Origin of the sequence: Bdellovibrio bacteriovorus (assembly GCF_025558485.1) — a bacterium.
Taxonomy (GTDB): Bacteria; Bdellovibrionota; Bdellovibrionia; order Bdellovibrionales; family Bdellovibrionaceae; genus Bdellovibrio; species Bdellovibrio bacteriovorus_G.
The window spans coordinates 2,241,944-2,267,698 of record NZ_CP102930.1 but is presented as its reverse complement, the minus strand read 5'-3'; the positions used below and the strand labels follow the sequence as shown (position 1 = coordinate 2,267,698).

Below are 25,755 nucleotides of genomic sequence, written 5' to 3'. Positions count from 1 at the left end.
TTATGAGAATCAGGCAGGTTGGGTTTTCCTCCAGACTTAAAGCTCATCGCAAACTTCTGACGTTAGAGACGTTGAAATTTATCGTGGAATATCTAAAGGACGGCAATGCTCGTATGGCGGCATTTCGCTCCGGGGTTCCGGAAAACTACGCTTCCAAACAGGGGCAGTGGCTGAAAAAGCATCCGATAGTGCTGGCCGCGATGGAGGCCGAGGTTGATGAGAGGGATATGCTGAAGCTTGAAAAGTCCCTGGCTGAAATCGAACGGCATATGGAATCCTGCAAAGAGATCCTGGGTTTACAGGATTTTTGAATGCCGAGAGTGTCTATAGTTTGGACATATTAATAGCTTAAGTATGCATGTAGTGCATATCTGAATTCCATAAATGGCCTCACTCCTGCCAGTGGGATTCTGTTATTGTGTGTCCATGAAGCAATAACAAAAAAAGGAGGCTTCGATGATGGAATTTCTTTCATCCCTAAAAGTAAGATTGTTCGGTGAATCAACAGATCTTGAGATGCAAAACTCAACTCTTCTGTCCTGTTTAGCTCATCTCGAATAGATGACGCTGAGCAGGGGCTAATGCCCCTCTTTTTTTACACTTTTCCTTTCCCAAGCGTGTATTTGTCCTTTTCATGATCCTCCCGTGGTGGTACAGAAATAAACATCACCTTCAAAGCTAGGATCGCCAGTGAAAAAAGAAATCCTCAAGATGTATGCCGGCTTCCGCCGATTTCACGACCGCTTTTTTAATGAAGAGTCCTCTGTCTATAATCGTTTGGCCAGCAGTGGTCAGAGCCCCAAGACTTTGATGATCGCCTGCAGTGATTCCCGTGTGGATCCTGCAATTTTGTTCTCGTCTTCGCCGGGGGATATTTTTTGTATCCGCAACGTTGCCAATCTGGTGCCGCCGTTTGAATCATCTATTGGGTTCCACGGGGTGAGTTCGGCGATTGAATTTGCGGTGGTGAATTTGAAAGTCGAAAATATTGTGGTGCTGGGGCACCGTCAGTGCGGCGGGATCAGAGCCCTGTTTCAGACAGAAAACGTGAAGAAGGACGGCTTTGTGGCGCAATGGATGACCATCGCCAGCGATGCCCGCGAAAAGGTTCTGGTGCGTGCCCCGCATGCGGATGTGGATACTTTGTGTCGCGAGTGTGAAAAAGAATCCATCGTGACGTCACTTGAAAACTTAAGAACATTCCCGTTTGTTGAAGATGCTGTACAGGCTCGTGGTTTGCAGCTTTTGGGGGTTTACTTTGATCTGGAAAGTGGACAGCTCTGGTACTATGACGAAGCCACTCGGGCATTTGCTGAACTAAATCTGTAAAAATAAAAAAGGCGTGGTAAGCGCCTTTTTCTTTACTTGGACTTTTCTTTTTTGCAGGTCGGATGAATGGCCTGCCCTGACCACACACCATCTTTACATGTGATTGTGTCTGAAATGCAGATGTCATCCGCAGGCACGACCGCTTGCAGGTACCCTGTGGCTTTGCCGCCATCTGGAATTGTGCCCAGCGGGGTGTCGCAGCGTTTCCCTTCAATTACGGGCAGGGCCTCTTTGGCTGGAGTCAGCTCGATGGCATTTGGAGCTGCATGTCCCCCGTAAGTTGTGGTGGTGCCTCCGCGGGGAGGAGATGCTTTGGGAAGGTTTGCTTCGACCTCTTCTGGGGTGGCTTTGGGTTGGCTGGAGCAACCGGCAATGAAAATCAGGGTGGGAATCAATAGTCTTTTCATACTTCCTATTGTGAAGCAAAAAGAGGCCATTTAACAAGTCAGAATTCGATCAAGGGTCTAGGGGCCCCAGAGCCACCCGTGATCTTCCGCTTGAGGCTTATGGTCCGTAAATTTTCTAAGAATGGTGCCTAAGTCAGACCTTGTTTTTGACAAGGACAATGGGCGGGCCGGGGCCATGTTCTTTGGAAGTATTCGACCTTTCTGCTTCAATGAAGTCTCATCTTCTTTAAGATCATCTAAAAGGAGCTTTTTCGTCTTTATAAGAAAGAGGTGATTTATGATTTCCGGCTTTCTTTCTGCAGTGCTTATTGGATTTTTCCTGACCAGTCCGTCTTTTGCGGTAACGCCGAAAGAGGCGGATCTGGCTTGGGATCAGGCTCATCAAAGAGTTACACAACTGGTGGAGAATCTTTTTAATTCCGGCCAGCTGACCGACATCGACAGGCTGTTGTTGGTGTCGGACTTAAATGGCTACAAGACGGCCTATAAGGCCTATGCCAATTCTGCGGCACAGACACACACTTATTTGAAAAATAAAAAGCAGCGTGAAGAGCATTATGCCAACAAGATGATCTATGTGGCCGGTCGCTTGGTGAATTTAGCTAATCAGCACACCGGGTCTATTGCTGATCTGACGGAAGAGGTGACGGACTTTGTGCCTGCGGATCAAAAGTGCGGTGTGCCGGTGGACCTTCCCTGCGTTGCGCAGGAGGTTGAGCGCCGCATGGATGGAATCTATGTCAACATCAGTCGCCGCAGTTCCAAAGTCCGCGCCAAGTTTAAAACTGTCGCAGATCAGGGGCTGCATGCGGCGGAACTCTATGCCCGTATTCTGGCGTCTTTGCGAACGGATGGCGGAGCTCTCTATCCGGCGGAATATATTTATGACAAGGACCGGCTGGTCATGAGTGTAAAGCAGGAAATTGAAGAGGGTTACTAGGTGCAAAAGTCACTGGGCCTGATAATGCTGACATTTTATGCCACCGGAATGATTCTGGGGGCGGGAGTTTACTCTATTGTCGGTAAGGCCGCCGGTGTGGCACAGGAAGGGTTGTGGTTAAGTTTTATTTTAACTGCTGTGGCGGCTCTGTTGACGGCCTTATCCTATGCAGAGCTTGCGACTCTTTTTCCACAGGCCGGAGCTGAGTATATCTATCTGAAGACGATCTTTCCGCAGCATCGGATTCTGGCTTTTTTGTGTGGATGTCTGATGATTTTTGCCGCTATTTGCACGGCGGCAACGGTGTCTCTGGCGTTTGCGGCCTATGTGCAGGATTTTTGGAAAATTTCCGAGGTTCTGATCGCGGTGGCGATCCTGGTTTTTTTCACGCTGGTCAATATCTGGGGCATTCGTCAGTCGGGATGGGTGAACATTCTTTTTACTGTGGTTGAAGTTTCTGGATTAATTATTTTTATATACTTTGGTGTCCAGCAGCCTGATTTCGGCAAGGCTCTTTCCGCTTCGGTGTCCTGGGAGGTTGTGACCGGTGCATCTTTGATATTCTTTGCTTATCTTGGTTTTGAAAGCATGGTGACCTTATCAGAGGAAACCAAAAATCCGGAAAAGAACATTCCCCGGGCGATTTTACTGAGTCTGGCGCTGACCATGGTGGTCTATGTTTTGGTGGGGCTGTCAGCCCTGGCCTTTATGAGCCCGCAAGATCTGCAAAAATCGGATGCCGTTTTAAGTCAGGCACTGCGAAAAGAATCCGTCAGCGGAGCGCAGGCCTTGGGTGGTATTGCTTTATTCGCCACTGCCAACACCGTGATGATTGCCTTGCTGGCCGCCAGTCGAATCACACTGGGGATGGCGCGCGGTCGGGATCTGCCGCAAATGTTTTCACAGATAATGCCAAAGCGACAAAGTCCGTGGTTAGCATCTGTTTTGGTCTTTTTTCTTTCTTTGATTTTTTTACCGTTAAAGAAAGTTGAAATCATCGCCAGTGTTTCGTCTTTTGTGACGATGATCGTTTTTATCGTGATCAATGTGACGGTGATTTATTTTCGTCGGAAGGAGCCGCACCGCCAAAGACCCTTTATGATTCCGGGGGCGATAAGGGGATGGCCGGTTCTGCCCGTATTGGCCACGGCGATTGTTTTATTTTTTCTTTTTCATTTTGAAGAACAGGTCTATTACGTTGGCTGTGGTATCGTTGTCTTTATCCTGCTTGTGTATCAGATTTTGCACCGGCGGCGAGCTTAGAGGGCTTGTCCTGAATAAATTGGCTGACAACACAAGGAAGTTCTCTTTAGAATTTTTCTAAAGGGAGTTTTCAGCATGATGCGTCCTTGGGTGATTAAGTTTATGAGTTTTTGGCCGCCCTTTGTCGGTGCGGGCATTCGTGTTAAGAAGGTGGCTCCTCGTTTTGATTATATTGATGTCGAAATGAAGCTGCGTTTTTGGAATGCGAACTATGTGGGAACCCACTTCGGTGGCTCGATGTATTCCATGACTGATCCTTTTATCATGTTGATTCTGATTCAAAAGTTGGGGCGTGACTATATTGTCTGGGACAAGGCTGCCACCATTCGCTTTAAGAAGCCCGGCAAGGGGCGTATTCGTGCACGCTTTGCTGTGACTGATGCCGAGCTGGCGTCGATCAAAGAACAGGCTGCCCGGGATTATAAGGTCGAACCTGTTTTTACAGTGCAAATTATGGATGAACAAAACGAGGTCGTGGCCGAGGTGGACAAGGTTCTTTATATTCGCCGTAAAGACAAGACCAAAGAAGACTCTAAGTCTTCTTAGTCAGTCTGTTCCAGCCGCCGTAGAGTCGGTCCAAAGCCCCGGTCAAAGAGTGTTGTTGAATATTGATACTTTGCAGTCCCAGGGGCTTTTGCATTTCTTCATAAATCTTTGCCGTGGACAGTCCGTAAGGTTCACCGTCGGCATTTGAAAGTACAAAATACACTTCTTTGATTCCTGTCATGTGCATGGCGCTAAGGCACATCGGGCAAGGCTGGCCGCTGGCGTAAATCACACAGCCATCAAGGCGCGGGGATCTTAGGACCTGGCTGGCGGATCTCATGGCTGACAGCTCTGCGTGAGCCGTGGGATCGAAGGTCGCCAGAATGTCATTCACTCCTGTGGCGATCACTTCACCGTCCTTAACCAGAACGGCACCAAAGGGGCGGCCCTGGTGTTCTTGCAGGTTTTCCGCTGCCAGATTGACAGCCATTTCCAAAAAACGAATTTGATCTGCGTTCATGTCGGGTCCTGTTGAATAAGAAGTTTGGGAAGAATTTCCTTTATCAGTTCTTTTTCTTTGGCAGTCAAAGGGGACAGGAATTCATTTTCCATTTCTTTCTGTACTTTGACCAGCGCTTCCAGACCCTTTTGTCCTTTGGGGGTTAATTCGACCATTTTAATACGGCGATCGCCGGAGGCGGGGATTCGGCGGACATATTTGATTTTCTCCAGTCCGTCGATGAACTTAACCATGGAAGCTTTGTCTATAAACATCTCCTGACCCAGTGTTATTTGACTCTTGGGCCCCTGAATCTGAAGGAGCTTCATAATTCCCAATTGCGGGGTCACTATACCATAGTGGGCCAATGCCTGAGCTGTCATGGTCTTGTATTTCAGGGCGGCTTTATTAAGGCAATAGCCAAAATAAACTTTAAGGGCAGGATTAATAAAGGTGCTCTCGCAATGAGGGATGGGTTTTGCCGGTTTTTTCAAGAACACCTCCTGTTTGATAGATAGTATCACAAATCGTTTGCAACGCAAACTGTTTGGGCGTAGAACGAAGAAAGATTAGGTGGCTTATGATCACACACAATATCAGCAGATTTCTTGTTGTTGGTGCCCTGCTTACATCGTCCTCTTTTGCCCGGGCGGAAAGTCTTCGCTTGCAAGAGGCCCTGAAGGAAGCTTTGGCCCAATCCCCAAAAGTGCAAAGGTCGGAATCCCAGTACCGTGAAACCAGTTGGAAGAAAACGGAAAGCTATTCAGGCTTTTTACCGACTGTGTCGGCGCAGGCCAGTTATCTTTTTGATAAAAAGTATGCCTTGCTCGATGTGGACTTGATGGGATCGGCGCTGTCCATTCCTCAGGTGGTGCCAACGACCAATGCCTATATTACTGCCCAGTGGTCGGTCTTTGATGGTTTTTCCAGTACAAACAGATATCTCAGTGCCGATGCCTTTAAGGAATCGGCTAAAAATGATTTCGACTGGACCCGGTTTCAGGTGCAGCGTGAAGTGACCGTGCTTTTCTATAAGGCTCTGGCCGCCAAAGAATTAAAATCTGTGGCCGAACAAAACGTGCGCGCACTGGAGGATCATCTGAAGGATGTCCGTCTGTTTAAAAAAGTCGGATCGTCCACCAACTACGATGTTCTGCGCGTGGAAGTTCAGATGAGCGAAGCGCAATCCGAACTGCTTAATGCCGCCGACAATGTGGAGCTGAGCCGGGGACGTCTTAGTGAAGCGCTGGGAATGGATCAGGATGTCCCGGATGTGGACGGGGTTTTGCCGCGTCTGAAGCCTGAGCTGGTGACAAAGCTTGAAAAGGCTGAAATCGCGGATCGTAAGGATTTGCAGGCTTTGCGCCAGAAGGCGGAAGGCTTTGCTCATCAAGAGGACTCTGCGGAAAAGTACTGGGTGCCGCGCATCGCTTTGGTGGGGCAGTACCAGTACTACAATAATCGCAATGATCGGTTCGATGACTATGAAAACTTCCGCGATGCCTATCAGGTCGGTGTGACTTTGAATTGGAATCTGTTTGACGGAATGACCTCGATTGCAAAATCCAAACAAAGCATCGAACAGAAATATCAGGCGGAAAAAGCTCTGCGACAGGCCGAACTTAGGGCCCAGCGTGATTTTGATTTGTGGAAGAAAAAGTATCTTTACTACTGTGCTGTGTACGAAGCTCGCCTGAGCGACGTTCAGAAATCAGAGGAAAGTGTGCGTCTGGCCCGCGAGGGGCAGCGCGTGGGCGCGCGAACAAATACAGATGTGCTGGATGCCGAGGCCGAGTTGTTCAGGGCTCGTGCCGGTGTCGTGAATGCTCAGATCGGCGCGATAGAAGCCATCGTGAATTTGGAAATGAGCACGGGTCAGCAGTTGGTTCAGTTTAATTAAGGATCAGGAACATGGATAAGAAGAAAAAGATTTTAGCAGGTGCCGGGGTTGCAGTTTTATTGGTTGCGACCTATTTCATCTATGAACACTTTATGTACGTGACCACGGACAATGCACAGGTCGAAGCTCATTCCGTCATGATTGCGGCCAAGGTGGGTGGATATGTCAATGCGGTTCATATTACGGAAGGAATGAAAGTTCAAAAGGGCGACCTTCTGGTGGAAATTGATGATCGCGATTATCAGAACCACCTGCGTCAGGTGCGTGGGGAGCTTTCATCCATGGAAGCCAAAAAGCGCGATCTTGAAAAAAACCAGCACCGCTTCCAGGAACTGTTTTCCAAGGGCGTGGTTTCGCAACAGCAGTTTGAGGCGTCCACGACAGCGCTGGCTGAAGCCAAAGCAAAATATGAAGCCCTTTCCGCGCAAGTGGCACAGGCAGAGCTGAACTATCAAAATACAAAAATCAAAGCTCCTTCGGATGGTTTTATCGCCAAGAAATCCGTTGAGGTGGGGCAACTGGCGTCCCCGGGTGTGCCTTTAGTCGGCTTTGTGGATGCTGGCGAACGCTGGGTGACCGCGAACTTCAAGGAAACGGAAATCGAAGGGGTTGCGCTGGGTAAAAAAGTTGATATCAGTGTTGATGCGATTTCCGGCAAAAGCTTTGGCGGTGTTGTGGAATCCATCAGTTCCGCAACCGGGGCGACCTTCACGTTGCTTCCGCCGGACAATGCCACGGGTAATTTCACAAAAGTGGTCCAGCGTGTCCCGGTGAAAATTCGTTTTGAGGGTGTTTCGGCCGAGGAAGTTGAAATTCTGAAAGCCGGTCTTTCAGCGTTCGTGAAAGTTCATAAGCACTAGGAATTTGCCGCGAGGCTATTATGAAAAGAGAATCCGTACTGATAGTCGTGGTGGCCGTAATGGCCTCCTTGCTTGAGATCGTCGATGCCTCCATCGTGAATGTGGCCCTGTCGTCCATGATGGGAAATCTGGGTGCCACCTTGGAGGACATCAGTATGGTCATCACGGGCTATGCCATTGCCAATGCCATTGTTCTGCCGGTTTCGGCCTGGTTGGGGGAGCGTATTGGGCGCCGTGTGTATTTCCTGGGGTGTATTGCCCTTTTCACACTGACTTCGGTGGCCTGCGGTCTGGCTCCAAATCTGGAAGCCCTGATTGTTTTCCGAATTCTGCAGGGGATGGCGGGCGGTGCTTTGTTGCCGACATCGCAGACTTTGATTTATGAACAGTTCCCGAAGGAAAAGGCCGGCATTGCTGGTGCGATCTTCGGGATGAGCGTGATGATCGGTCCAGCGCTGGGGCCTGTTTTGGGTGGCTATCTGACAGACACCTTCGGGTGGAGATCTATTTTCAATATCAATCTTCCCTTGGGGATCATTGCACTCTTTATTGGCAGCCTTGTGATCTTTGATCGCGAGAAGGAACCCGGTAAGGAAAACGAAAAACCGGAACTGGATATTTGGGGTCTGACTTTCCTGGTTCTGGGGATCGGCTGTCTGCAATACGTTCTGGAGCGTGGGGAGGCGGATGATTGGTTCTCCTCCAATATTATCATTCTGAATTCGATTATTGCCGTCGTCAGTCTGCCGCTGTTTGTGTGGTGGGAACTGCGAGTGAAGAATCCTATCATCAATGTACGACTGTTCTTGCAGCCGATTGTCAGCAATGGTGTGTTTCTGATGTCGATGATTGGATTTTTCCTGTATGGGGTTGTCTTTATCCTGCCGGTTTTTGTTTCCAGAACACTTCACTATGATGCGACTCAGATCGGGTTGTTGTTTATTCCAGGGTCTTTATTGACGGCGGCGATGATGCCCATGATCGGGCAATCCATGTATCGTGGTGTGGACCCGCGCAAGCTGATCTTTGTGGGGCTGGTGTCTTTGGAGCTTTGTTTGTATTCCATGACACTTCTGTCGCCGCTGTCCTCGGAAGGGGAGCTGTTGCGTGTGCTGTTTATTCGTGGATTTGGCATGGCCTTTATCTTTGTGCCGATCAACTCTTCGATCTTAAGCCAGTTCAAAGGTATCGAAATGGGGCAGGTTTCAGGTTTGTTGAATCTGTCACGCCAGATCGGGGGCAGTGTCGGGATTGCCTTGATTGGAACGATGCTAAATAAAAACAGCCATCAGAATTATTTGGATCTGACCTCCAAAGTGTCACTTCTGAATGCCAATACTCAGAATGTTTACTATTCCTCGGCCAACAGTTTGGGGACGAAGATGAGTGACGGTTTGGGAATGGCAACGGGCACTGAAGCGGCTCTGAAAAGTCTGTATGCGCGAATTCAGAATCAGGTCTTTATGTTAAGCTTTACCCAGATGATGTTTATGATGATGATTGTTTTTGCAACGGCATTCATCCCGCTGGCCTTGATTCGCTTTAAAGGAAAAACCACCACGGTCGTGGATGCTCATTAAACGAAAAAAGCAGACCTTGTAAGTCTGCTTTTTTTATTCCCGGTTTTTTTGATTTTAGCGAAGTGCTGAAATGATCGAGGCGCTGGCGTATTGAATCGGACTTTGCGGCTTCCCAGATGAAAGCTTCACGAAGCTGCACAAAAGCAGCGCCAAGAAGATAAAGAACCAGTTACTGGGAGTGTATTGCATTAACATACGTGTTTTCTTTTCAGTCCGCTTTGCGACTTTTAAGATAGCCTAAATAGTACTCAATACCGCTGGTTATACTCAAAATGACGCTGACCCACAAGACCCCGTAGCCGATTTTGTCCAAATAAGGGACGAGGGGGTCCATATTTCCAATAATTACAATGGGAATAGCGACCATCTGCATGGCGGTCTTCCACTTTCCTGCGGGTTTGGCGGCAATAATAATTTGATCTGCCGCGGCAACTGAGCGAATACCCCCGATAAAGTTGTCTCGGGCCAGAATAATAATCACCATCCAAGCGTCGATTTTGCCCTGAGCCAAAAGCATCGCCAGGACGCTGGTGACCAGAATTTTATCAGCAATAGGGTCCATGAATTTACCGAAATTGCTGACGGCGTTGTACTTACGCGCATAGTAACCGTCGTAGTAGTCCGTGATAGAGGCCAGAATAAAGCAGCAGGCAGCGGCAATATTCCAAGGCATTGTATTGGGCCACATCAGTGCCACAATAACAGGCACAAAAAACACACGGCTCAGTGTGATTCTGGTTGCAAGATTCTTTTGAAACTCAGTCGCGGCCACAGGCTCTCCATTCCGTTGAAGTCTCTGCACACAGTCACGATACGTTGCAGAGGTTGCAACGCAGCTAGAAATTAAATGCGACAGCGTACTGGACTTAAGGTAGCAATTTAGAATAGTAATAATCAATGTTTATTCATCGTCACAAAGTGCAGTTTTACGAAACAGACCTGATGGGAATTGTTCATCACAGCAATTACCTCAGATTTTATGAAGAAGCCCGGGTGTCCTGGGCGCATTCCAAGGGTTTGCTGGATTATCAAAAGCCCGGGTCTGCCAGTCATTTTGCGGTTTATGAGACGCAGGTGAAACATCTGAAACCCACCTTCTTCGGTGATGATCTGGAGATTGAGGTTCAGGCCCGCACGGAAGGCAATCGGCTGGTGTTCCAGTATCGCCTGCACGGACGTGACGGCGAGGTGTGTTCGGTGGCAAAAACCGTCCACGTCCCACTGGGGTTGGATTTAAAATTATTAAGACTTCCGGCAGATATGAAAGCCATTGTGAATACAGAACTGGAGAAAGAACCATGGACAGAAACCTGGCTTTAGAATTCGTACGTGTGACTGAAGCAGCCGCTTTGGCTTCCGCTCGTTGGGTGGGAAGAGGCGAGGAAAAACCCGCCGATGCTGCCGCTGTCGATGCCATGAGAAAGGCCTTCGACATCATTCGTATGGATGGCACCGTGGTGATCGGTGAGGGGGAGCGTGATGAAGCCCCGATGTTGTATATCGGCGAAAAAGTCGGTGACACTTCCGGCGGAGACATCCCCGCTTTGGATATTGCTTTGGACCCATTGGAAGGTACAACAATCTGTGCCACAGGTGGCGTGGGCTCTATCTCTGTGATCGCTGTGGCTGAAAAAGGCAAGTTCCTGCATGCGCCGGATACTTACATGGATAAAATTGCCTGTGGTCCTGCGGCCAAAGGTTCTATTGATATTGATAAATCTGCGACTGAAAATATTCACGCCGTTGCAAAGGCTTTGGATAAAGCCGTGAACGATCTGACCGTGGTGATTTTGAATCGCCCCCGTCACGAGGCTTTGATTGCGGAAGTTCGCAGAACAGGCGCGCGCATTCATTTGATTGGTGATGGCGACGTTTCTGCGGCAGTGGGGGCGGCATGGCCGGATTCAGGGATTGATCTACTGATGGGTATCGGTGGCGCACCGGAAGGTGTGATTTCCGCAGCAGCGATGCAGTGTCTGGGTGGGGACTTCCAGGGGCGCTTGAAATTCAGAAATGACGAAGAGCGTGCACGTGCCACTCGTATGGGTATCAAGGATCTGGATAAGAAATTCACTGTGGATGAACTGGCTTCTGGTTCTGTGATGTTTGTGGCCACTGGTGTGACGGATGGGCCGTTCTTGAAGGGTGTTCGTTTCCTTCCTGATGGTAAAGCGAAAAGTCACTCTGTGGTGATGCGTTCCCAGACTGGAACGATCCGTACGATTGAAGCCTTCCACGATCTGTCTCGTAAACCGAATAAATAGGCTGGTTCGCGAAGCATGGCAACAACGCTGCACTGTTTTAATTGCAACAAAGAGCTGACATTCCCCGGGAATGTCGGCCGTCGTGACGAGTGCCCGCATTGTCGCTCGGATGTGCATGTTTGTAAAAATTGTGAGCACTATGATCCGAAGGTCTATAATGAATGCCGCGAAACGCAGGCCGATGTGGTTCGCGAAAAGGATCGCGCCAATTTCTGTGATTACTTCACGCCTCGAAAAGGGGCGAATTCTGCCGAAGATAAAAAGGCGGCGCTGAGAGCCGCAGCTGAAGCCCTTTTCAAAAAGAAATAAGCGTCCACGCTCGCGTAACATAATCGTTTTTTAAGAAATTAGTATGGTCTAGGCCCGCGTTGACTCGATGTAAACAAATAGTCACACTAAAGGCCTATGGCAAAAGCATCCACAACCGAAGTCTTTAATTGTACGGTCGAGCAATTCTTTAAAATCATCTCTGACTACGAAAAATATCACGAGTTTCTTCCTGAGGTTAAAAAGTGCACTGTGCTTAAGACTGAAGGCAATCGCAAACTGGTGGAATACAACGTGTCTGTGATTAAGAGTTTCAAGTATTCTCTATGGATGACAGAGACGGCTCCCAAAGGGATCACGTGGGAATTTGCCTCTGGTGATGTGTTTAAAACATCTGTCGGTTCCTGGAAGCTGGAAGATGAAGCCGGAAAAACCCGCGCCACTTATTCTGTGGAAGCGACTTTCAGCATGTTTGTTCCGGGGCCTATTGCCAATGCTCTGGTCAGTGTGAATTTGCCAAATATGATCAGCAGCTATCACAAACGAGTGAAACAACTTTATGGCAACTGATGGAAGCAAGAAAGATGACAAGGATAATTCCGGGGACCTGAAAGGTCTTCTGGGTGACACGGTGAAAAAAGTTTTCACCGCAGGTGTCAGTGCGGCCTTTATGACCGAGGAAAGTCTGCGCGCCTATGTCTCTGAGTTAAAACTTCCCAAAGAGGCTTTGAATCTGCTGATTCAAGGGGCCAATAAATCCAAGGAAGAAGTTACTCAAAGAGTGACAAAGGAAATCCTGGGAATCATTCAGAAAATTGATTTTGTGAAAGAGGCTTCTAAGTTTGCGGAAACGCACAAATTCAAGATCACTGCTGAAATTGATATCATCAAAAAAGACAGCCCGGACTCTTCATCCGGGGAAAAATCCTAGACCTAAGCAGATCTCAAGTTGAGACATCTTCCTGCCGAAGAGTTCGGTATGGAACAAATGCTTTTAAGCCTGATCTCTGTGACTTTATTTTGCGCCTGCTGCCATCAGTTTATTCGAACTGTGTTAAAGCCCATTCCGGCCTTGGCATCAGAGCGGGTTTACGCTCGCGGGGCCATGCAGCTTGGCAAGTTCTATAAGTCTTTGGCGTGGGGAACCATGACCATGGCATTTTTGGGCGGACTTGTAATTTCCTTTCAGGAAGTGTTCTTCGCTTTGTAAAATTCCATCCGACGCGCCGAGAGAGGCGTGATCTCATTTAGTGTGGCAACCTTAAGCTTTTCGGAGGTTGTCATGAGCAGTTTTCAGACCGTGAACCCCGCCACAGGGGATACTCTTAAATCCTATCAACACCTCACCTGGGCTGAGGCGGAAAAACAAATCGCACAGGCAGCAAAAGATTTTCAAGTGTGGCGCAGGGTTTCTTTTAAAGATCGCGCGAATGTCTTAAACAAACTTGCCACCGCCTTGCGCGCCCATAAGACCGATCTTGCGCAAATCATGAATCAGGAAATGGGAAAACTTTTGGCAGAAGGAAAAGCCGAAGTCGAAAAGTGTGCGGTGACCTGTGAATATTATGCCACTGAAGCTGAAAACATGCTTAAAAACCAAGTCGCTCCGGCGTCTCCGTATGCTCATGCGGAGGTCAGCTTTCAACCTTTGGGGGTTGTCTTTAGTGTGATGCCGTGGAATTTCCCTCTGTGGCAGGTGCTTCGATTTGCAGCTCCGGCCCTGATGGCGGGGAATGTGATTTTGTTAAAACATGCGGACCTGACTGCCGGAACAGCCGAGCTGATTGGAAAGATTTTTAATGATCTTACTGCGGATTACAAACTTCTGCGCAACTTGCAGGTGGATCACGAGGTGGCCGCGCAAGTGATTGCTGATCCGGCAGTTCATGGGGTGACCTTTACTGGCAGCAGCCAAGGGGGGCGCGCGGTTGCGATGGAGGCCGCAAAGAATTTGAAAAAAATTGTTCTGGAACTGGGGGGCAGTGATGCGTATCTGGTTTTGGATGATGCTGATGTGGAAATGGCAGCCAGGGTTTGTGCCAAGGCCCGACTGGTCAACTGTGGGCAAAGCTGCGTGGCGGGAAAGCGTTTTATCGTGCATGAAAAAGTGGCCAGGGATTTCCTGCATCACTTTGCCAATGAAATGAAAGCGGCGGAACTGGCGCCGCTGGCGTCAGTGAAATTCCAAAAAAACATTGTCGGTCAGGTGGAAAAATTAAAAAACTGGGGTGGCAAAGTGATTCTGGGCGGTTCTGTTCCGCAGGGGCCGGGGGCTTTTTATCCTGCGACGGTGGTGGTTTTTGAGCAGGACAATCCCGAAGTTCATAAGGAAGAGGTCTTCGGTCCGGTGGCTTCGGTGTTCATCGCCAGGGATGAAAAATCCGCGCTGGAAATTGCCAATTCCTCGCCGTTTGGTTTGGGTGGCGGTGTCTTTACTCGAAACACCAGCAAGGGCAAAGAGCTGATTGAAAAAGAGTTGCAGGCTGGTTTTGTCGTGGTGAATGATTATGTGAAATCCGATGCGCGCATTCCTTTTGGGGGAGTGAAAGAATCCGGTTACGGCCGGGAACTGGGGCATTTTGGAATCATGGAATTTGTGAATGTCAAAACAGTGGCTGTCGCGGGAGCTTAAGTGAGGCTGACAAGAGCAAAGCAGGATTTGGATCATCATGTTTGGAAATTGATCAAGCTGCACAGTTTGCAGAATAAAAAGATTCTGGTGGCCTTGTCAGGGGGAACGGACTCCGTGGCGCTTTTGCGGGTGCTGAATAAGGTGCATAAGAAAGACCTTGTGGGGGCGTGCTATTTTCATCACGGCGAGGATTCCAACCGTGAGTATCGTAAAGAAGCGCAGGAATTCTGTGAAAGGTTGTGCAAAAAGTTGGGCGTGGATTTTTACCCTTTAAAGGCCTCCCAATTGGCCAAATCAGAAGCAGAGTATCGCGACCTGCGTTATGAAGCTGTGGAGCGTCTGAAGAAGGACGAAGGGTTTCATCTGGTTGCCACCGGCCATCATCGGGATGACCTTTTGGAGACCCGGTTGATGCGTTTGATCCGGGGGACGGGGGCGCAAGGCTTTACCGCAATGCATGTTTTGCGGGATGGTTTGTTCCGTCCGTTTTTAGAGATTTCTAAAAAAGAACTTAAAAAATACCTTCGCGAAGAAAAACTGCGAAGCTTTGAAGACCCAACTAACAAGTCCCTGGACCCTTTGCGCAACTGGCTTCGGGAGGAATGGTTAAAATCCCTTGAAAGGCGCTCCAGAGGCTCGACAGCAGCCTTGGCCCGGTCGTTGGAAACGATAGCGCAAGAGATTGAGAACCGCCCGTGGGGGGATCTTTTGGGCCAAAATGAGGCTTATAAGTCACAGGGCCTGCAAAGGGCTTTTTACCTCACATTGAGTCCTTTTGAGCAAAAAAGATTGCTGGCCCAGTATCTATTTTCGCTGGGGAAAAAAGATTTTTCTCAGTCGCACCTTGAAGAAATTCAAAAGCGCCTGGACAAGTCACAAAAAGTGATCACATTCAAAGTCGCTGGTTGCCAATGGGAAGTTAACGCAGAGCAAATCAAGGTCCAGTCCTGATTTGAGAGGACTCATTTCTCACTCTAAAGTTTCTTTTTTTGAGATGGTAATCATGCTACCCTTGAGGGGTAATTAGACCTTCGACTGAAAGGAACTGAAATGCGATCAACCCAGAAAACGCTGGCTCTATGGTTCTTCCTGATCATCATGGCTGTGTTTTTATTCCAAGCCTATGAGAGCAAGCATCAAAAAGCGATTGCTGACTTCAATTTCTCCAAGTTCACTGAAGCGGTCAAAGCGGGCGAGGTGGCAACTGTCACTTTCCGTCAGGACACCAGTGAAATCGTTGGTGAGATGAAGCCTGATTTTGAAAAGAAATATAACGGAACTCACTTTGCCATCATCGGTAACACGCAAGATGAAGGATATAAATTCCTGCAACAGCATGGGATTACTCCGAACTACGAGCGTGCGGATAACGGTGGTTTCTTCCAGTCTCTGATCGTGAACTGGTTGCCACTGATCCTGATTGTGGCGATGTTCCTATTCATCATGCGCCAGATTCAAGTGGGCGGCGGCAAGGCGATGTCATTTGGCAAGTCTCGTGCGCGTCTTCTGACAGAGCATAAAAACCGCGTGACCTTTAAGGAGGTCGCAGGTGTGGATGAAGCCAAAGAAGATCTGCAAGAGATCGTGAGCTTCCTGAAAGATCCGAAAAAATACACAAAACTGGGCGGCCGTATCCCGAAAGGGGTTTTGCTGGTTGGTTCTCCGGGGACGGGTAAGACTTTGCTTGCGCGCGCTGTGGCGGGTGAAGCGGGTGTGCCGTTCTTTACAATCTCTGGTTCTGACTTCGTTGAAATGTTCGTCGGTGTCGGTGCCAGCCGTGTTCGTGATTTGTTTGAACAAGGTAAAAAGAATGCCCCGTGCCTGATCTTTATTGACGAGATCGATGCTGTAGGTCGCCATCGTGGTGCCGGTATGGGCGGTGGTCACGATGAACGTGAGCAAACTCTGAATCAGTTGTTGGTTGAGATGGATGGTTTTGAGTCCTCTGAAGGTGTGATCATGATCGCCGCGACAAATCGTCCGGACGTTCTGGATCCAGCATTGTTGCGTCCGGGTCGTTTCGACCGTCGTGTGATCGTGAACAAGCCGGACCTTAAAGGTCGCGAGCAGATTCTTGCTGTTCATATGCGTAAGACTCCATTGGGTCCTGATGTGGATGCTTCCAAGATTGCGCGCGGAACTCCGGGCTTCTCGGGTGCGGATTTGGAAAATCTTGTGAATGAAGCGGCCTTGGTGGCGGCTCGTTCTGACAAGAAGTATCTGGACATGGAAGACTTCGAAAAAGCCAAAGACAAAGTCACAATGGGTGCGGAAAGACGTTCCATGGTGATCTCTGATGAAGATAAAAAGGTTACGGCTTACCACGAAGCAGGACACACACTGGTTGGTAAAAAGCTGAGTGGCTTGGATCCAATCCACAAGGTGACGATCATCCCTCGCGGTATGGCGTTGGGTGTGACCCAGACTTTGCCGGAAAAAGAAAGCGTGTCTTTGTCCAAGTCCAAAGCTGAAAACATGATCGCTTTCCTGTTCGGTGGTCGTGCTGCGGAAGAACTGATCTTTAAAGACATCACAACCGGTGCCGGAAACGACATCGAACGTGCCACAGAGATCGCTCGTCGCATGGTGTGTGAGTGGGGAATGAGCAAGCTGGGGCCTTTGGCTTACGAGACTCGCGATAATCCGGTCTTTATGGGTATGAACTACGGCAACAAACAGAAAGAATACTCTGAAGCCAAAGCTGAAGAGATTGATTCTGAAGTTGAAAAGATCATCAAGCACGGTTACGACGTTTCCATTCAGATTCTGCGTGATCATCAGGACGCGCTGGAACGTTTGACTCAAGCTCTGCTTGAATACGAAACCATCGACGGCCACGAAGTGGATATGCTGGTGAATGGTGCGGCTGTTGCGGAAATTGAAAAATACCGTAATACCAAAAAGGACACCAACGCAGCGATCATGAACGCGGCGGAAAAGAAAGGGTCGTCCGGAGGAGATCCTGTTGGTAACACAGGGCCGGTGACGATCTAAAAAAATTCTGAACACTGAGCCTGCCGACGTTTCTGTCGGCAGGTGTTTTTAACGACAACCAGTTATAAAGGCATCTTGATGTTGCAGCAGTTCATCGACAACCTTGTCTTTATCGTCCAGCACCTTCGTGTGCAGGATGCCATCGATATGCTTCTGGTATGGATGGTGGTTTACCGTATCCTGGTCCTGATCAAGCGTACAGGAACGATCCAGATGCTTTCCGGCCTTGGAGTTTTAGCTATCGGCTACATCCTCAGTATCTGGCTGGAGCTTTTCACCTTTAACTGGATTCTGGAAAAGTTCTTCTCAAATTTATTCGTGATTGTGGTGGTTCTGTTCCAAGGGGAGATTCGTCGGGCCCTGGCGCATATCGGCAGCAATCCGTTTTTCAGTGATGCTTCAACAATTCAAGAAACCCAGGTCATAGAGGAAATTGCCAAAGGCATTATCCTGACCGCACAAAAAGGTTTCGGTGCCCTTGTCGTGGTCGAACGGGAAATTGTCATCGACTATCATATTGAGTTCGGGACAGAAATGGATTCCAAAGTCTCGGCCGAGTTGGTGGCTTCCATCTTCCATCCGGAAAGTCCGATGCATGATGGGGCGGTTTTGATTCGTAACGGAAAAATTCATTCGGCAGGTTGTTTCCTGCCTTTAAGTAAAAACCCGGCTCTGGATAAGAATCTGGGAACCCGCCACCGCGCCGCTATTGGTCTGACGGAAGAAACCGACGCTTTGGTTTTTGTGGTGTCTGAAGAAAATAAATCCATTGGTATCGTGCAAGGGGGCCACTTGAGTCCTAACGTGGAACTTGGCGATATTCGTAAAGCTCTGTATGAAACCTTCGGTCTTAAGTACAAAGCCTTCTCTCAGCAAGGGGAGGTTTCATGAAGCGTCGCTGGTCTAATATTGTTACTGAAAATTTCAGTTATAAAGTTGTCGCATTGTTTATCTCTTTGATCCTGTGGCTGACCATTTTGGGGCGCCGGGATTTCGTCCTAAGCAAGAATATCGACGTGGAGCTGATCACCGCGCCGGGCACGCATATCGTGGCTCAGACAACGGATCATATCAAGGTCAAGGTTTCAGGACCGCGATCGTCATTGAAAAAGTTTTTGGAAAGCTCGCTGTCTCAGAACATCACGCTGGATATTTCCCAGCGCGGTGAGGGTGTGGTGAATGTGGATATTCCATTGAACAAAATCGAAGTCCCTTTGGGGGTGCGTATTTTGGGAGTCCGCCCGAATCAGATTCAAGCAGAAGTTTTGTCGATAAAGGAAAAGCCCCGTGACGAACAAAAAGGCCAATAAAGTGGAAAAGAAATCAAGACTGTTTGGAACAGACGGTATTCGTGGCACTGCGAACCAGTGGCCGATGACGCCGGACATGGTTGTGAAAATCGGTCAGGCGATCGGTTATCTGCTGCGCAAGGAAGTGGAGCACACTCCGGGGGCGGTTCGTAAGGTTGTTATCGGAAAAGACACGCGTCTGTCCGGTTATATGATCGAACAGGCTTTGGCTTCGGGTTTGAATTCCATGGGTATCTTTGTGCAGTTGGTGGGCCCCCTGCCAACACCGGGGATTGGTTATCTGACCCGCACCATGCGTGCGGCGGCGGGTATCGTGATCTCGGCTTCTCACAACCCCTTCCATGATAACGGAATTAAAGTCTTCGGATCTGATGGTTTTAAAATCTCTGAAGACATGGAACGCGAAATTGAACGTCTGGTTTTGGAAGAAGACCTGACGCCACTTCTGCCGCCAAGTAAAGAGATCGGCCGCACTCGCCGTATTGAGGATTCCCAGGGTCGTTATATCGTGTATGTGAAGGGTACGTTCCCTTTAGAATACACTCTGGATGGTATGCGCATTGTTCTGGATACGGCCAATGGAGCTTCTTATAAAGTGGCGCCCTCTGTGTTTCAGGAACTGGGCGCGGAAGTGATTCTGTTGGGAGATGACCCTAACGGTATCAATATCAACGATAAGGTTGGCGCTCTTTATCCTCAGAAGCTGGCAGAAGCCGTGATGCAGTATCGGGCGGATGTCGGTATCAGTCTGGATGGTGATGCGGATCGCGTGATCATGGTGGATGAAAAGGGTGAGATCGTAAATGGCGACCGCATTTTGGCGATCTGCGCTTTGCATATGAAAGAGCGTGGACTGTTAAAGGGTGACACTTTGGTGGCGACCCAGATGTCGAACTTCGGGCTGGAAAAACGCATGAACGAAGCGGGCATTAAGCTGGTAAAAACCGGCGTGGGTGACAAGTATGTCGTCGAGGAAATGCGGAAAAACGGTTACAATCTGGGTGGTGAGCAGTCCGGTCACATCATTTTCCTGGATCACACAACGACCGGGGATGGTTGTATTGCAGCGTTGAGTGTTCTGGCGGTGATGAAACAAACCGGCAAAAAAATGAGCGATCTGAATCACGTCTTTGAAGATGTGCCGCAGATCCTGATCAATTGTCGAGTGAAACGTCGCGCGGAATTGCATGAGCTTGCAGGATACAACGACATGATACACGCCATTGAAAAGAAACTGGCGGGGAATGGTCGCGTGTTTGTGCGCTTCTCTGGTACAGAGCCGGTGATCCGGGTTCTGGTGGAAGGCTCTGACAAAACTCAGATTACTCAATTTGCGGAAGAAATTGCTTCTTTCCTGGAAAAAGAACTGTCTTAGGTAAAAGGGGGATGATTCTTTCCGGGTCATCCTGAAATTCTATGAAAAATAAAATTCGTCTTGGTGTAAATGTGGACCACGTGGCGACACTTCGTCAGGCGCGTGGAGGGACAACAGCTTATCCAAATCTGCTGGATATGGTGAAAAAATCCGTTAAAGGTGGGGCAGAGCAAATCACGATTCATTTGCGTGAAGATCGCCGTCATATTCAGTTGGAGGATTTGAAAGTTCTTTCCAAGCAATGTCCGGTGCCTTTGAATCTGGAAATGGCTGCGACATCTCAGATGGTGTCTTTTGCAAAAAAATACCGTCCTGATTGGGTGTGTTTCGTTCCTGAAAAAAGAGCCGAGCTGACGACCGAAGGCGGTCTGGATGTGAAAAAGGGCATGAAGAAGATGCTGCCTATGGTTGAAAAGCTTCAGCGTATCGGCATTGAGATTTCCATGTTTATTGAACCATCCATTGAGCAGGTCGAGGCCTCTTATGAAGCCGGTGCTGATGCTGTGGAATTCCACACGGGCAAATGGGTGATGCTCAAAGGGGCCAAGAAGAACGCTGAATGGAAGCGTCTGTGTGATGCCGCTGAATGGGCGCATTATCTGGGCATGAATGTTCATGCCGGACATGGTTTGGATTACGAGCACTCCAGACTTATTAATAAGTTGCCGCATCTTCAGGAAGTAAACATTGGACATTCTTTGGTGTGTTACGCGCTTGAGTATGGCATGGAAGAATCTGTTCGTAAGATGAGAAAAATCTTAAAGTAACATGTCCACCATTTTGAATTCCCAAAGAATTATTAAAAATCTGGAGGAACTTAAAGCCTTTTGGCAAGAGTTCCTGCCGCATTTGAACGACCGCTGCATTTTGCTTATGAGCGGTGATGTCGGAGCGGGTAAGACCACATCCGTCCAGATGATGGCATCAGTTTTGGGAATGAGAGACGTTCAGTCACCATCGTTTGCGATTCATCTGCGCTATGAAAATGCTGCTGGCAAAGCCATGGATCACTTGGATCTGTATCGGTTAAAAGACGACGACGATCTGGAAAGCTCCGGCTTTTGGGATCTGTTCGCACAAAAGAATTCACTGATCGTGATTGAATGGGCCAACCGTCTGGACTTCGACTATCTTCCACTGAACTGGCAAAGAATCGAAGTCGTCTTTGAAAAACTCTCTGACACAGAAAGAAAAATCACCACCCGAATAGTTTGAAAGGTATCGCGCTAGTTGTAGCCGTTTTGGTAGGCCATTTCGTAGTTCGGGAAGAAGACTCTTTTCCAGACGGGGACTTTGGTGATTTCTTCCGGGGGAAGAATCTTTTTTAGTTCCAAATCGCCGACAGGATTTCGGCCGACTTGTTTTTGCACTTTCATGCGGAATTGATAAGGCTCTTGCGTATCGCGATAGTCGTTTGAGAAAACACCGCGACGGTTGTCAAAGGCCTCTTTGGAGGCTTTGCTGTAATCACTGACGATGCGCTTTTCAAAGGGATAGATAAAGTAAATCATTCCCCAGCCATTTTTCAGCATTTCCAGATTCAGGTCTTTATTGCCGACCAGCAGTCGTCCCAGGATTCGTCCGTGCTTATCCACCTGACTGTCGTCACTCAAGATGATGATGCCGTCAGTGGGAATCAAAGATCTCAAGAAATCCCGAGCAGCCAGGGCCACCGGCCCTTGAGTTTCTTTCATAAAATCAACTTCGGGAGTGTCCACGCCCATCAGGCGGACTTTGTAGCGAACGGAAGGATCATCAGCGCCCACAGCAGTCAAGGTGTCACCGTCATGCACGCTGATGACTTTGATGCGCGTGCCTTGGGCCCAGAGGAAAGAAGGAAACAAAAGGACTATGAAGACATAGGACAGGTATTTCATGTCCCAAGGAAGTAATCGGTTTTCCTGCGGATTTCAAGGCGGGGAGGAAAATAGCGTATTAATTTCCCGTCTGTGTGTCGGGCTTGGGAGCTTTTATCGTGTTCCTGTGGAGCTTTTGGAATTTGCAGGGGCCGGATGGAATTTATTCCCGATGCCGTGGGATTTTAGATTATTCACGACCTCTTTGCATTGGGAACGATTGCCACGATGTCGCCAGGAAAGTTGGGCATCCCCTTTGGAGCCGGGCTGGGCATCAATGTGCAGTTCAATGCGACGGCGCAGATTGCGATTAAAGGACTTTTCTGCCGGAGAACAGGCTTCAGGTGTCATTAAGAAGATGACCTTGGCAATGCGACCACGAGAAGCGTCCTGCACGCTTTCCACAGCCAAGGGGCACGTCACAGTTTCTGTCGGCGACTGGATGGTCAGGCTGGCACGATCCAGGTCCTGAATATCAATGCCTGCGGAAAGCTTTTGCCCCTGCAGCCATTTGTCCTGGAGCTGGCAGGAATACATTAGTTTTTTGGATTGCGCCTGGGCCACTGAGAAACTTAAAAATACAAGGACGGTCAGTGCAATAAGACGAATCATTTCTGGCCTCCTTGAGGGCGGCAGTAGCGCATGGCATGGCTGGAACAGTGCAAGTTGCCATTCAGAGTGTGAGCAAAGTGTGTGTCGATATAATCAGTGTTCAGGCCCAGATCCTTGATGGATTTGTCGATGTCTGCTTTGAAGGCAGGGTTGACCGGTTCTGGCAGAATAAATGTGTTTTCGACAATTTCACCATTGGTGGGGTTCGGGAAAATCGAATCCGCGGACCCCACGGCATAAGTGGGTGGTTCGACGTCATAGTTCATGTCGCCAAGGAAAAGATCCGGCAGATCCACGGTTTTGGGATTGCATTGTGGGTAGGCTTTTTTAGCTTTGGCCAGTAGTTCCGCCTTGAATTTTTGCGTCGCTTTTTCAACAGACTCGTTGAATTCTTTCATCTCGAAGTCATCTTCAAACATGTCCGCCAGATCTTTATTGGTCATGTTATAACAATCTTTCAGCAGCGGGCCGGCATTTTCAGTCTTGATCATTCCAGCTTGTCTTAGCAGCGCACGTTCGCGGTTCATGCGATCAATTCGCGCCTGACGACGGTCACCACTGTCCAGCGGCGGGTCCGAGACACCTTCTTCATTAAGTGTTGCAATGTATTCTTCCATGCGCAGCGACTCGGCGTCTTTTTTCGTGGCGATAAAACTTCCGGCAGAAACCGGAGGAAGGATAATATCCAGCAGGAATTGGGAAACCCCGCGCATGCGCTTTTCCTTGCTGTTACCGGGTTTTATTCCACGGTTTTTTAAAGCTTTGGTATAGGCGTATTCCATGCAAATGCGGCTGTAGGGGGCCTGTCGCATGCGGACCATGACTTCTTCCGGTGAAACATTGGAAAAATCAAAGGCACGGCCTTGAGGATTTTTCTTTAAAAGCTCCAGACCTTTTTTCGGGCTGGCGAAGGCCAGACTGAAATCGCAAGGGGCTTTTTGTGATGGATCTTTCAGGGTTTTAAAGAATTCGTCCGTGTGTCCGACCCCTAAAAAGTCCGAGGGTGTTTTGACTGCGGCAGCCGGATTTTCACAGGTGACTTTGGCGTATTTGTCCCACTCATCGCCCTCAAAGTGGTCAGAACCCACAAGGCACAGTCCGTTCACAGCTTCGATATTCCCGCCACTGTGTCCTGATTTGTAATAGTCATTGCTAAGTTCTTTTCCGGCCTTAATGGAACAATCCGCGCCGGAGGCTTTGGTCAGATCTTTGAACGCGTTGCCGTGGCGGCCATAACCCTGTACTTCACGCAGAACCGGTCTTCCGGTTTTGCTGTCAAAGAAGCTTTCAAAATAATCCTGCTGCCAGTTCCAGCGATGGCGGGTTTGCACACGGCTTAAACCGGCAATCCAGCGTTTGGCGGTGGCTTCGTCAGGGGCTTGCTTCCTGATTTCCCGGACCACTTCGTTCCAGGTGTCATCAGTGACATGCAGAAAAAACTGAGGTGACTTGGTCGGCTGGGCTTTTAAGACTTTTGTGACATACTCTTTAACATAGCGGGAGCCCCCGGCATCATCAGAAACCGTGGCGGCCATGATCGGGTAGTTTTCCGACAGAAGTTTGCTGCCCGTGGTTGGGCAGGCCGGAACATCGGGACTCATCGGGTTGTGCTGATTGCAGGAGTTGGAGTTTGTTTGGGCAAATGTAACGGTCAGGAGAAGATGCAGAAGAAGCATCATAAATTATGCCGCCTGAAGACCTTTGATGAAGTCGGTTGAAAGTTTTTCTGCCAGATTCAACGAAACTTTGTTGTAAGCGGACTTTTCTGCAAAGCCCATCAGCATACCCACCATCTTTTCATTGATAATAATCGGCGTGATTGTGACATGGTCGGGGATGCGCCCTTGATTCCAGCCTTCGAAGAATTTTTCGTTGGTTTCGTTCAGGGAGATATAGCCATGATAAGGCTTCTGGGTGGATGCCACGATACTGAAAATGCTTGGCACTTGCAGAGGGAAGCGCATGGAGGTGTCCTTCATGCCTTTGAAATTTTCATCCCAGGCAAAGGCAATCATCTGCGTTTCCTGTTCATCCAAAGTCAGAATCATTGATTTTTCAAAATGCGCCTTCATTTCGCTTAAGACCAATTTGACCTTGTCGTTAAGGGCGGCGGCATTTTTCTTTTTGATTTTATCCAAAGCAAAGTGCCCTGTGGCCACGGGATTGATCGTGGGCTTGGCCACTCCCGCAGGACGAGGTGTGATGGCAATAGGGCGATTGCTGAAGCTGTCCTCGAATGGAGGCGGCAGATCAGATTTTGGAGGTGGTGGTGGAGTCGCTTTCTTGGGAGCCGGGCTTTCCTGTGCTTGGGCTGCGACGGGTTCAATCACCACGGCCGGAGCTTCCTCAACAACAGGTGCTGCGGCCGCCGGAGTTACCGCTGGCAATGGCATGATAGTCGTTTTCAATTCAGTCTCTGGAATGTCCAAAGACAGTTCCAAATCAGCGGTCGGAGCAGCAGCTGTTTCAATTGCCGGAGCTTCTTCAGAGGCCGCACTTAAAGCCTCCAGACGAATCACTGTTGGGCCATCAAAAAGACCGTCCAGTTTTTCTTCCGGTGTGCCTTCAACAGAAAGTTCATCAGAAGACAAAGGTTCAAAGTTAGGGGAAGATCCTTCCGCAGCGACACCCAAATCATCAAACGAGAAGCTGTCCGATTTTTTCTTTTGAGGTGTGCTTAAAGAAAGGTCAATACCTTCCGGAGCCGCTTCAACGGCAGGGGCTTGCTCCCTTTCCGGGTGCAGTTGTTTCCAGACTTGCTCCAGGTTTTCATAGGTGGCAAAAACCAGAATACTGGAAGGGAAGGAAGGAAAATCCTGCGGCGGCTGAAGACATGCTACGATGAGGGATCCGTCCCACTCCGCCACAGGCAGACACTCCGCAGACCACGGATAATGGGTCGCCCACTTCGCGAACATTTCCTGGGATACGGGAGTTTCTGTAAAAAATCGTGACTGAAGCAAAGGAAGTCTATGGTGAGTCATAGCCCATTGCAGATAGGCTTCAGAGCTGAGGCGCTGTTCCTTAATGGCATATGCCAGAAGGCTTAAGTGCGTTCCGCTTTGTTCAAAGGCTTCGGTAAGTCCTTGAAGTTGCTCTTTAAAATGTTCAAACCATAGGTGATGACTCATCACTGTGTTTATCGGAATTCTTCAAGAAAACCTGAGTAAAAACTGAGGTC

At 48.9% G+C, this 25,755-nt stretch carries 31 protein-coding genes; 22 read left to right on the top strand and 9 right to left on the bottom strand.

The genetic code is table 11. The features are described from left to right. Nucleotides 1-2: 2 nt before the first annotated feature. Both EZJ49_RS11140 and EZJ49_RS11135 read left to right on the top strand, forming a co-directional pair. Complete coding sequence (locus EZJ49_RS11140) at nucleotides 3-311, top strand: terminase small subunit (RefSeq protein ID WP_262552209.1); 309 nt, start codon at nucleotides 3-5, stop codon at nucleotides 309-311. Nucleotides 312-690: 379 nt separating this feature from the next. Next, a complete protein-coding gene (locus EZJ49_RS11135; protein ID WP_262552208.1) occupies nucleotides 691-1,329 on the top strand; it encodes a carbonic anhydrase in 639 nt (212 codons plus the stop codon). A gap of 32 nt (nucleotides 1,330-1,361) precedes the next feature. Here the strand turns inward: EZJ49_RS11135 and EZJ49_RS11130 are convergent, their stop codons facing one another. Then, a complete protein-coding gene (locus EZJ49_RS11130) occupies nucleotides 1,362-1,736 on the bottom strand; it encodes a hypothetical protein (RefSeq protein WP_262552207.1) in 375 nt (124 codons plus the stop codon). A 277-nt stretch (nucleotides 1,737-2,013) separates the two neighbouring features. On the opposite strand from EZJ49_RS11130, the gene EZJ49_RS11125 reads away from it, so the two are divergent. The 3 genes from EZJ49_RS11125 to EZJ49_RS11115 all read left to right on the top strand — a co-directional run bounded on the left by EZJ49_RS11125 (nucleotide 2,014) and on the right by EZJ49_RS11115 (nucleotide 4,485). Continuing rightward, complete coding sequence (locus EZJ49_RS11125; protein WP_262552205.1) at nucleotides 2,014-2,676, top strand: hypothetical protein; 663 nt, start codon at nucleotides 2,014-2,016, stop codon at nucleotides 2,674-2,676. Continuing rightward, nucleotides 2,677-3,939: an APC family permease gene (locus tag EZJ49_RS11120; RefSeq protein ID WP_262552204.1), complete on the top strand. Its 1,263-nt coding sequence runs from the start codon at nucleotides 2,677-2,679 to the stop codon at nucleotides 3,937-3,939. A gap of 75 nt (nucleotides 3,940-4,014) precedes the next feature. Beyond that, on the top strand, nucleotides 4,015-4,485 hold the full coding sequence (locus EZJ49_RS11115) for a DUF4442 domain-containing protein (protein ID WP_262552202.1): 471 nt from the start codon (nucleotides 4,015-4,017) through the stop codon (nucleotides 4,483-4,485). Here the strand turns inward: EZJ49_RS11115 and EZJ49_RS11110 are convergent. Both EZJ49_RS11110 and EZJ49_RS11105 read right to left on the bottom strand, forming a co-directional pair. Then, nucleotides 4,472-4,945: a nucleoside deaminase gene (locus EZJ49_RS11110; RefSeq protein ID WP_262552201.1), complete on the bottom strand. Its 474-nt coding sequence runs from the start codon at nucleotides 4,943-4,945 to the stop codon at nucleotides 4,472-4,474. The two genes, EZJ49_RS11115 and EZJ49_RS11110, sit on opposite strands and share 14 nt — an antisense overlap. Next, nucleotides 4,942-5,418 (bottom strand): MarR family winged helix-turn-helix transcriptional regulator, encoded by a 477-nt coding sequence (locus EZJ49_RS11105; protein WP_262552200.1) that lies wholly within the window; start codon nucleotides 5,416-5,418, stop codon nucleotides 4,942-4,944. The genes EZJ49_RS11110 and EZJ49_RS11105 overlap by 4 nt, the downstream gene beginning before the upstream one ends. An 86-nt stretch (nucleotides 5,419-5,504) precedes the next feature. On the opposite strand from EZJ49_RS11105, the gene EZJ49_RS11100 reads away from it, so the two are divergent. Genes EZJ49_RS11100 through EZJ49_RS11090 form a run of 3 tightly spaced genes read left to right on the top strand, consistent with a single transcriptional unit; the run spans nucleotide 5,505 to nucleotide 9,264 of the window. After that, nucleotides 5,505-6,824, top strand: a complete 1,320-nt coding sequence (locus tag EZJ49_RS11100) for a TolC family protein (protein WP_262552198.1) — start codon at nucleotides 5,505-5,507, stop codon at nucleotides 6,822-6,824. Nucleotides 6,825-6,835: 11 nt separating this feature from the next. Beyond that, a complete protein-coding gene (locus EZJ49_RS11095) occupies nucleotides 6,836-7,684 on the top strand; it encodes an HlyD family secretion protein (protein WP_262552197.1) in 849 nt (282 codons plus the stop codon). 20 nt (nucleotides 7,685-7,704) lie between these two features. Continuing rightward, nucleotides 7,705-9,264, top strand: a complete 1,560-nt coding sequence (locus EZJ49_RS11090) for a DHA2 family efflux MFS transporter permease subunit (RefSeq protein ID WP_262552196.1) — start codon at nucleotides 7,705-7,707, stop codon at nucleotides 9,262-9,264. Nucleotides 9,265-9,318: 54 nt separating this feature from the next. Here EZJ49_RS11090 and EZJ49_RS11085 read toward each other — a convergent pair whose 3' ends face one another. After that, complete coding sequence (locus tag EZJ49_RS11085; RefSeq protein ID WP_262552195.1) at nucleotides 9,319-9,459, bottom strand: hypothetical protein; 141 nt, start codon at nucleotides 9,457-9,459, stop codon at nucleotides 9,319-9,321. Nucleotides 9,460-9,472: 13 nt separating this feature from the next. After that, nucleotides 9,473-10,036 carry a CDP-diacylglycerol--glycerol-3-phosphate 3-phosphatidyltransferase gene (pgsA, locus tag EZJ49_RS11080; RefSeq protein ID WP_262552194.1) on the bottom strand — a complete coding sequence of 188 codons (564 nt, stop codon included), beginning with the start codon at nucleotides 10,034-10,036 and terminating at the stop codon, nucleotides 9,473-9,475. Between the two features lie 125 nt (nucleotides 10,037-10,161). Between pgsA and EZJ49_RS11075 the strand changes: the two genes are divergently transcribed. The 14 genes from EZJ49_RS11075 to tsaE all read left to right on the top strand — a co-directional run bounded on the left by EZJ49_RS11075 (nucleotide 10,162) and on the right by tsaE (nucleotide 21,321). After that, the gene (locus EZJ49_RS11075; protein WP_262552193.1) at nucleotides 10,162-10,584 is read left to right on the top strand and encodes an acyl-CoA thioesterase; all 423 of its coding nucleotides are present in this window, start codon (nucleotides 10,162-10,164) and stop codon (nucleotides 10,582-10,584) included. Next, on the top strand, nucleotides 10,563-11,528 hold the full coding sequence (gene glpX, locus EZJ49_RS11070) for a class II fructose-bisphosphatase (protein WP_262552192.1): 966 nt from the start codon (nucleotides 10,563-10,565) through the stop codon (nucleotides 11,526-11,528). Before EZJ49_RS11075 ends, glpX begins: the two co-directional genes overlap by 22 nt. A 15-nt stretch (nucleotides 11,529-11,543) precedes the next feature. Then, entirely contained in the window at nucleotides 11,544-11,837 is a 294-nt protein-coding gene (locus EZJ49_RS11065) for a hypothetical protein (RefSeq protein ID WP_262552190.1), read from the top strand. Nucleotides 11,838-11,933: 96 nt separating this feature from the next. Next, nucleotides 11,934-12,365 carry a type II toxin-antitoxin system RatA family toxin gene (locus EZJ49_RS11060; RefSeq protein WP_262552189.1) on the top strand — a complete coding sequence of 144 codons (432 nt, stop codon included), beginning with the start codon at nucleotides 11,934-11,936 and terminating at the stop codon, nucleotides 12,363-12,365. Beyond that, the gene (locus EZJ49_RS11055) at nucleotides 12,355-12,726 is read left to right on the top strand and encodes a hypothetical protein (protein ID WP_262552188.1); all 372 of its coding nucleotides are present in this window, start codon (nucleotides 12,355-12,357) and stop codon (nucleotides 12,724-12,726) included. Before EZJ49_RS11060 ends, EZJ49_RS11055 begins: the two co-directional genes overlap by 11 nt. A gap of 18 nt (nucleotides 12,727-12,744) precedes the next feature. Beyond that, a complete protein-coding gene (locus EZJ49_RS11050; protein ID WP_262552187.1) occupies nucleotides 12,745-13,005 on the top strand; it encodes a hypothetical protein in 261 nt (86 codons plus the stop codon). 72 nt (nucleotides 13,006-13,077) lie between these two features. Then, the gene (locus EZJ49_RS11045; RefSeq protein WP_262552186.1) at nucleotides 13,078-14,427 is read left to right on the top strand and encodes an NAD-dependent succinate-semialdehyde dehydrogenase; all 1,350 of its coding nucleotides are present in this window, start codon (nucleotides 13,078-13,080) and stop codon (nucleotides 14,425-14,427) included. Next, entirely contained in the window at nucleotides 14,428-15,378 is a 951-nt protein-coding gene (gene tilS, locus EZJ49_RS11040; protein ID WP_262552184.1) for a tRNA lysidine(34) synthetase TilS, read from the top strand. It abuts the gene before it with no gap. Between the two features lie 99 nt (nucleotides 15,379-15,477). Beyond that, entirely contained in the window at nucleotides 15,478-17,421 is a 1,944-nt protein-coding gene (gene ftsH, locus EZJ49_RS11035; RefSeq protein ID WP_262552183.1) for an ATP-dependent zinc metalloprotease FtsH, read from the top strand. A 78-nt stretch (nucleotides 17,422-17,499) separates the two neighbouring features. Continuing rightward, entirely contained in the window at nucleotides 17,500-18,312 is an 813-nt protein-coding gene (cdaA, locus tag EZJ49_RS11030; protein ID WP_262552182.1) for a diadenylate cyclase CdaA, read from the top strand. Further along, a complete protein-coding gene (locus EZJ49_RS11025) occupies nucleotides 18,309-18,731 on the top strand; it encodes a CdaR family protein (protein ID WP_262552181.1) in 423 nt (140 codons plus the stop codon). The genes cdaA and EZJ49_RS11025 overlap by 4 nt, the downstream gene beginning before the upstream one ends. 1 nt (nucleotide 18,732) lies before the next feature. Continuing rightward, nucleotides 18,733-20,106 (top strand): phosphoglucosamine mutase, encoded by a 1,374-nt coding sequence (gene glmM / locus EZJ49_RS11020; RefSeq protein WP_262555946.1) that lies wholly within the window; start codon nucleotides 18,733-18,735, stop codon nucleotides 20,104-20,106. A 41-nt stretch (nucleotides 20,107-20,147) separates the two neighbouring features. Further along, entirely contained in the window at nucleotides 20,148-20,873 is a 726-nt protein-coding gene (locus tag EZJ49_RS11015; RefSeq protein ID WP_262552180.1) for a pyridoxine 5'-phosphate synthase, read from the top strand. A 1-nt stretch (nucleotide 20,874) separates the two neighbouring features. Further along, entirely contained in the window at nucleotides 20,875-21,321 is a 447-nt protein-coding gene (tsaE, locus tag EZJ49_RS11010) for a tRNA (adenosine(37)-N6)-threonylcarbamoyltransferase complex ATPase subunit type 1 TsaE (protein ID WP_262552179.1), read from the top strand. An 11-nt stretch (nucleotides 21,322-21,332) separates the two neighbouring features. Here tsaE and EZJ49_RS11005 read toward each other — a convergent pair whose 3' ends face one another. The 4 genes from EZJ49_RS11005 to EZJ49_RS10990 form a co-directional block, all read right to left on the bottom strand. Next, nucleotides 21,333-21,983: a thermonuclease family protein gene (locus EZJ49_RS11005; protein ID WP_262552177.1), complete on the bottom strand. Its 651-nt coding sequence runs from the start codon at nucleotides 21,981-21,983 to the stop codon at nucleotides 21,333-21,335. Nucleotides 21,984-22,076: 93 nt separating this feature from the next. After that, nucleotides 22,077-22,574 carry a hypothetical protein gene (locus EZJ49_RS11000; RefSeq protein WP_262552176.1) on the bottom strand — a complete coding sequence of 166 codons (498 nt, stop codon included), beginning with the start codon at nucleotides 22,572-22,574 and terminating at the stop codon, nucleotides 22,077-22,079. Then, on the bottom strand, nucleotides 22,571-24,253 hold the full coding sequence (locus EZJ49_RS10995; protein ID WP_262552175.1) for a protein-arginine deiminase family protein: 1,683 nt from the start codon (nucleotides 24,251-24,253) through the stop codon (nucleotides 22,571-22,573). The genes EZJ49_RS11000 and EZJ49_RS10995 overlap by 4 nt, the downstream gene beginning before the upstream one ends. Nucleotides 24,254-24,256: 3 nt before the next feature. Then, the gene (locus EZJ49_RS10990) at nucleotides 24,257-25,705 is read right to left on the bottom strand and encodes a hypothetical protein (protein ID WP_262552174.1); all 1,449 of its coding nucleotides are present in this window, start codon (nucleotides 25,703-25,705) and stop codon (nucleotides 24,257-24,259) included. Between the last annotated feature and the right edge of the window lie 50 nt (nucleotides 25,706-25,755).